Annotated in this window: 2 protein-coding genes; one reads left to right on the forward strand and one right to left on the reverse strand. The window is 44.3% G+C overall.

The window, feature by feature from the left end:
* Nucleotides 1-79: 79 nt before the first annotated feature.
* Nucleotides 80-2,143, reverse strand: a complete 2,064-nt coding sequence (locus DW862_RS23845) for an alpha-L-arabinofuranosidase (RefSeq protein ID WP_120070879.1) — start codon at nt 2,141-2,143, stop codon at nt 80-82.
* Between the two features lie 208 nt (nt 2,144-2,351).
* Here DW862_RS23845 and DW862_RS23850 point away from each other — a divergent pair, with 208 nt between their 5' ends.
* A complete protein-coding gene (locus tag DW862_RS23850) occupies nt 2,352-6,362 on the forward strand; it encodes a two-component regulator propeller domain-containing protein (protein WP_120070882.1) in 4,011 nt (1,336 codons plus the stop codon).
* Nucleotides 6,363-6,597 lie beyond the last annotated feature (235 nt).

Below are 6,597 nucleotides of genomic sequence, written 5' to 3' on the forward strand. Positions count from 1 at the left end.
TAATTGTAAGGCTTTCAGCCTAACTGCAAAATTCCCATTTAACCGATAAATTCCCATTTAACCGCAAAATTCCCATTTATCATTTCAATTTAAAACGGTATACAACCATGGAAGCGGCCTCCAGTTCGAGCGGTTGATTCAGGTCCAGTCCGACTTCCGTCTCTACCGGTTGGACTTCATTCGGGGTAAACGGGGTGTTTTCTTTTCCCGGAACCAGTACCAGGCTTGTTTTATGTGCCTTGACGGGACGTTTGAAGCCGGAAACTTCCGGTTGTAGAATGACTTTTTTATCCTGCAGGTTTATCAGTTTCAGGATATATTGTTTGCTGGCCGTATCATATCCCATCGTAACAAAGATGTTCTGCAAACCTTCTATATCCTTGATCGCTGCATCCAGACACACGTCAAACGTGTTATCCCTGAACATCTTTGCCAGATAGAAGAAGGAAGTCTTTACGCTACTGTCTACTCCATTAATCAACATCGGCAGGAAGATACGGTGTTCCAGAAAGTCCCAATGCCTCATCACCGGACGTTCGGCAAACAAAGGATTCAGATCGCCGTTGCGTTCTATTGACATACGAATGGCTCCGGTAGCCAGCAGGTTATAAGGATACTTTCCGTTGATTCCCAATTCGCCGATAAATAGATCGGCAACACCTCGTTTGTAGTTATCAAAGCGATAATGCTGTTCGCAAGCCCATTCGATTGAGTTATAATAATGCTCATCGAACACTTTTACATTCTTCGGGTTGACAAAATTGGGAATATCTTTCCGTTTGTCGTCATTCTCCCTTCCGACTACACGGATGACACTATTGGCTATATAAACCAAGTCAGGATATTTGGCGGACAATGCCTGATAGATTTTTTCATAACGTTCCCAATACACAGGGCCGAAATCTTCATTTCCAATCTCGATATATTTTAGCGGGAAAGGAGCAGGATGACCGTTCTTTGCCCGTTCGGCTCCCCATTTCGTAGTTGTATCACCAATGGCATACTCGATGGCATCCAACGCATCCTGGATATAAGCGTCCAGATCGACATCAATGTGTCTGAAATTCCACTGTGGACTTTGCTTCACCCAACCGCTGCAAATCATACCCGTAGGCATCACATACATCGCATCGGCTCCCACATATTCGCACAATTCATAAAACTCATGATAACCGATTCCGTCGGTACGGTAATAAGGTGCCCATTTGCTCCACTGTCCCGGACGATTTTCAATCGGTCCGAGCGTCTTTTTCCAGTGATACATCGTTTCTTCATTGACTCCGTGCACGATGCATCCGCCCGGAAAACGGATAAAGCTGGGAGAAAACTCTTTCAGGTTCTGAACAATGTCTTTACGGAATACGGATTTCCCATCGTTCCAGGTATCGGACGGAAACAGGGAAACGACATCTATCTGAAATTGTCCTTTCGACATCGGTTGTATGGCAAACATTCCACGCCGGACGTTCTTTTCCGGTTTCAGTTCACCAGTATATTTTGTCCATTCCCGATTCCCTACATTCACTTCGATCACATTGCTCACCCGCTGTCCCCATTCGTCAACCAGAAATACACGTAACGGAGCGGAATAATTCCTGTTCTTCAGAAACAAGGAAAGGCGGTAAGACGTATCCGTCTTCAGGTTCATTCCATAATATCCACGGTTGAGAATCAGGGCATTCGGATGGTTCGCAATATCTTCCGTGACATTAACCAGCATCGAATACTTATTTTCCCCACTCATCGGATTTTCATCCGTGCGACTGATAAATACAGGAGTATATGATAACGGATAAGTCGTCCATCCAATCAGCGGATCGGCCTGAAACACTTTTTTCTCTTTAACGCGGGGAGCCGGAACATTTTCATAAAGACCGTTCTTCACAGATAATCCGGCAGGCGGTGTAGCTTCTTCAAACGAACGGTTACGTATCAGTTCGGCGTGCAAGGCACCCTCGCCCATCATTCCTATTTCTTCATAATGGAAACCGTACTTTACGGGAGCCACTTTGTGGGTTTTCGATTTATTGATATACAACGTTCCATCGGAGGAAGACGGAGAGGAACTATTCCCATATACCAGAGGTAATGTGAAAAACAGACCGATACCAAACGTAAAGGATTTGACTGTCGAATGATTCATAGCATTTGTTTTTAGAGTTTCACATTGCAAATGTGGTCTTTTCTATCCAAGAAAAACAGAAAAATAATGCTTAATACCTGCAATCATGTATAAAAATCTGTAGCGAAGCGGCAAACTGAACATGAGTGCTGCCCGTTTGAACAATTCTACGACTGTTCAAAACAAAAAAAGACGTATCTTTAGGTCGTGAAAATCAATCAGAAAAGCCATGAGAACCACCTTACTTAAATTCGTACTCTTATTTAGTCTCGTGCTCTTAAATACAAGCTTGTCGACGGGACAGATTCAATATAATAACATACGCTTCAAACAGCTAAGTATAGCTGAAGGACTCCCGCATAATACGATCAATGCAATCACCCAGGACAACCACGGGTTCATCTGGTTTGGTACACGCAACGGATTGTGCCGATATGACGGTTATAATATCAACCTGTTCGCACATAATGAAGCCGACAGCACTTCACTCCGCCACAATTTCATCACACGCTTATATAACGATTCGCTCCGTAACATTCTATGGATCTCTACCGATCAGGGCATCTGCAGCTATAACTACGAGACAGAAGATTTCACCCGTTACCGGATTAAAGGAAACATTAAGGACGATGTTTGTTTCCTGAACACTAGCAATGGAATGCTTCTGGCAGCTTGTAGCAACGGGCTCTACCGTTATAATGAGCAAGACAGTCTGTTCGTTCCTTTTCTTCTCGATGAAGAAAAGCCTCATGTGAGATACTTTGCGGAGGACGGAGACAAAACCTTATGGATAGACACCAACAAAGGACTGATGCGATACAGTCTGGAGAAGAAACAGTTCGTTTCCCTCCCGACTCTCATCCAGCCTTTTACACAACAATGCAACAATGCCGTCCTGATCTCGTCCAACCAGCTTTTATTTAATACTAACAACGATTTTTTCGTCTATCATATACAAAGCAATACCCTGTGTAATCTCTCGAAAGACCTTGAGGTGAAAGACTTCCGGTGTGCGGCAACCGACCATACGGGGAATATATGGGTAGGCACGGAGTATGGCATCTTCGTATTCAACAAACTCTATCAACTGATTGCACATTACGAGCAATCGGAGCGGGATTTAAGTGCGCTGAACGATTCTCCCATTTACAGTCTTTATCAGGACAAGGCTCATAATATGTGGGTGGGAACCTATTTCGGAGGAGTCAACTATTATATATTCGGTTCCGACCAATTCCAGATATATCCATACGGAGCCAGTTTCAATCATTTGAGCGGAAAGGCTGTCCGCCAGATTATCAATGCTCCGGACAACGGTCTGTACATCGCCACCGAAGATGGCGGATTGAACTACCTGGACAATAAGAAAGAAATCACCCGCGCCGAACGGCTTCACAAGCAAATGCAAATCTACGCCAAGAACATACATTCTTTATGGCTCGACAAAGATAACAGCCTGTGGCTCGGACTGTTCCTGAAAGGAGCTCTTCACTATATACCGCATCTAAACCGCACGGTGGACTATAATCTACTGTCGGATGAGGTTTCTTCCGGCTTCTGTATCATCGAAGACAAGAACGATCATATTTGGTACGGAGGTCCTTCAGGTTTATTCCTGATCGACAAGAAGAAAGCGAACTCCCGCCCGGAGAAGATTTCGCCTCTCCGTATCTTCAACCTGGTACAGTTTAATGACAGTATCCTCTGGGCAGGAACCCGAAAAGGCAGTATGTTTCAGATAAACACCCGTACACTGAAAGTGACCTCGCTCCCTATCCTGCCGCATACCGATCTCTATGTGACCTACATCTACCCCGATTCACATCAACGGATATGGATAGGTACAGACAACAACGGGCTTTATGTATCAGACCGCAACGGTAACATTATCGCCTTTTACAGTAAAGAACAGTTGGGATCCAACGCCATCAAAGGTATCATTGAAGATGAGATGAGTAATGTTTGGGTAGGTACCGGAAACGGACTTTGTTGTATCAATTCCCAAACAGGAAGCATTGACCGATATACCACGGCCGACGGATTACCCATCAACCAGTTCAACTACTCCTCCGCCTGCAAGAAGCCTGACGGAGAATTGTATTTTGGAACTATCAACGGTATGATTTCTTTCTACCCGGAACAGGTACGCTCCGTCAATCCCCGTTTCAACATTGCACTGACTGCCATTTGGAGCAACAGCGAATATATGTCGCCCAACAATGAGAAAGCATTCATCCCTTCCTCTATCTCCGAACTGACAGAAATCACCCTGACCCACGAACAAGCCCAATCCCTGCGTCTCGAATACTCCGGACTGAATTATCAATATACCGACAACACTCAATATGCGATGAAAATGGAAGGTATCGACAAGGACTGGCAGTTTGTAGGCAACCAGCATCAGGTACGCTTCTCCAATCTGCCTTCAGGAAGATATATCTTAAAGATCAAAGCCAGCAAAGATGGTATCCACTGGGACGAAACGGGCCAAAAGGACCTTGCTATCAGAGTCCTTCCTCCCTGGTGGCTCTCGCCGGAAGCATATTTAGTTTATGCATTACTCTTCCTATTAATCATTTACGCCGCATACAGATATACCAAAACGCGTATCATCCTGCTCATGCGACTGAAAACGGAGCATGAACAGCGCGTCAACATAGAGAATATGAATCAACAGAAGATCAATTTCTTCACTTACATCTCCCATGACCTGAAAACACCGCTGACCCTGATTCTATCGCCTCTGCAACGATTGATCCAGCAGCCACAAATCAGCAACAACGATAAAGAGAAACTGGAAGTCATCTACCGAAACGCCAACCGGATGAATTATCTGATTAATGAACTATTGACATTCAGTAAAATCGAGATGAAACAGATGCGTATCAGCGTCCGGAAGGGAGACATCATGCACTTTCTGGAAGAACTGTCGCACATCTTCGACATTGTAGCCGGGGAACGGGAAATTGACTTCATCGTCAATCTGGAAGACACCGAAGAGGAAGTCTGGTTCTCGCCTTCCAAACTGGAACGGATTCTTTATAACTTGCTCTCAAACGCATTTAAATATACTCAACCCGGCGGATACGTCAAGTTGAGTGCCAAACTAATAAAAGAAGAGAAAGGAACATTTGTGCAAATCTCCGTCAAAGACAATGGCAGGGGGATTCCTAAAGAAGCTCAAGAACAAATATTTGAAAGTTACTACCAAGTTGAGAAGCGCGACCATCGCGAGGGATTCGGACTGGGATTATCGCTTACGCGTTCGCTCATACACATGCACAAAGGGGAAATCCGGGTAGAAAGCGAAATCAACAAAGGTTCGGACTTTATCGTTACCCTGAATGTATCGGAGGATGCTTATGGTCCCGATGAACGCTCGTCCGAGAACATCACGACCGAAGAAATACAGAAATATAACCAGCGAATCAAGGAAACCATCGAACTCATTCCTGAAAAGCTGACCAACAAAGAAAAAGATCCTGCCCGGGAATCTATTATGATTGTGGAGGACAACAAAGAAATGAATGATTATCTTGCCAGCATATTCAGCGAGAAATATGACATTATACGGGCGTATAACGGTGCAGAAGCCTGCAAGAAGATAGCCAAACAGTTGCCTAACCTCATTATATCGGATTTAATGATGCCGGTGATGGACGGACTGGAATTTACGGAACGTGTCAAACAGGACGTAACGACCAGCCATATCCCCGTTATCCTCCTGACTGCAAAGACCGATGAGAACGACCATACGGAAGGTTATCTGCGGGGAGCCGATGCGTATATCACTAAACCTTTCAACGCCAAGAATCTGGAACTGCTGGTACAGAATATCCAAAAGAGCCGGAAACAGAGTATTGAACACTTCAAACAGGCAGAAGAACTGAACATCAAGCAAATAACCAACAACCCGCGGGATGAAATATTCATGAAAGAACTGATGGAACTGATTATGGCGAACCTCACCAAGGAAGACTTCGGAGTAACGGAAATCACAGCCCATCTCCGCATCAGCCGCAGCCTGTTGCACATGAAGCTGAAATCACTCACCGGATGCTCCATCACTCAATTCATACGGACGATCAAAATGAAAGAGGCTAAAACTCATTTACTGAATGGTATGAATGTCTCCGAAGCATCATTTGCCGTCGGTATATCAGATCCGAACTACTTTACAAAGTGTTTCAAGAAAGAATTTAATATCACTCCAACAGAGTTTCTCAAACAGTTGAAATAGAAAGCAAAAGTAACTGCTTCAGAAATTCAACCTACCCTTAGACAACGTGTCAACTATTAATAGAAAAGTTCTTTTGCTCCCTTTGCAAAGATCTCTTCCCTTCATAGTAAAGTTGTCTTTGCCCTATTTCAAACTATAAACGCAAGTTCCGTTTATATAATTGCAAGCTTTGTTTTTATAAACCCTCAAATCCGCAACTAAGCTCTTCAGCGTCCTTCTTGCGTCTAAACGTCCT

Origin of the sequence: Bacteroides sp. AM37-9 (assembly GCF_003603455.1) — a bacterium.
Lineage (GTDB): Bacteria > Bacteroidota > Bacteroidia > Bacteroidales > Bacteroidaceae > Bacteroides > Bacteroides xylanisolvens.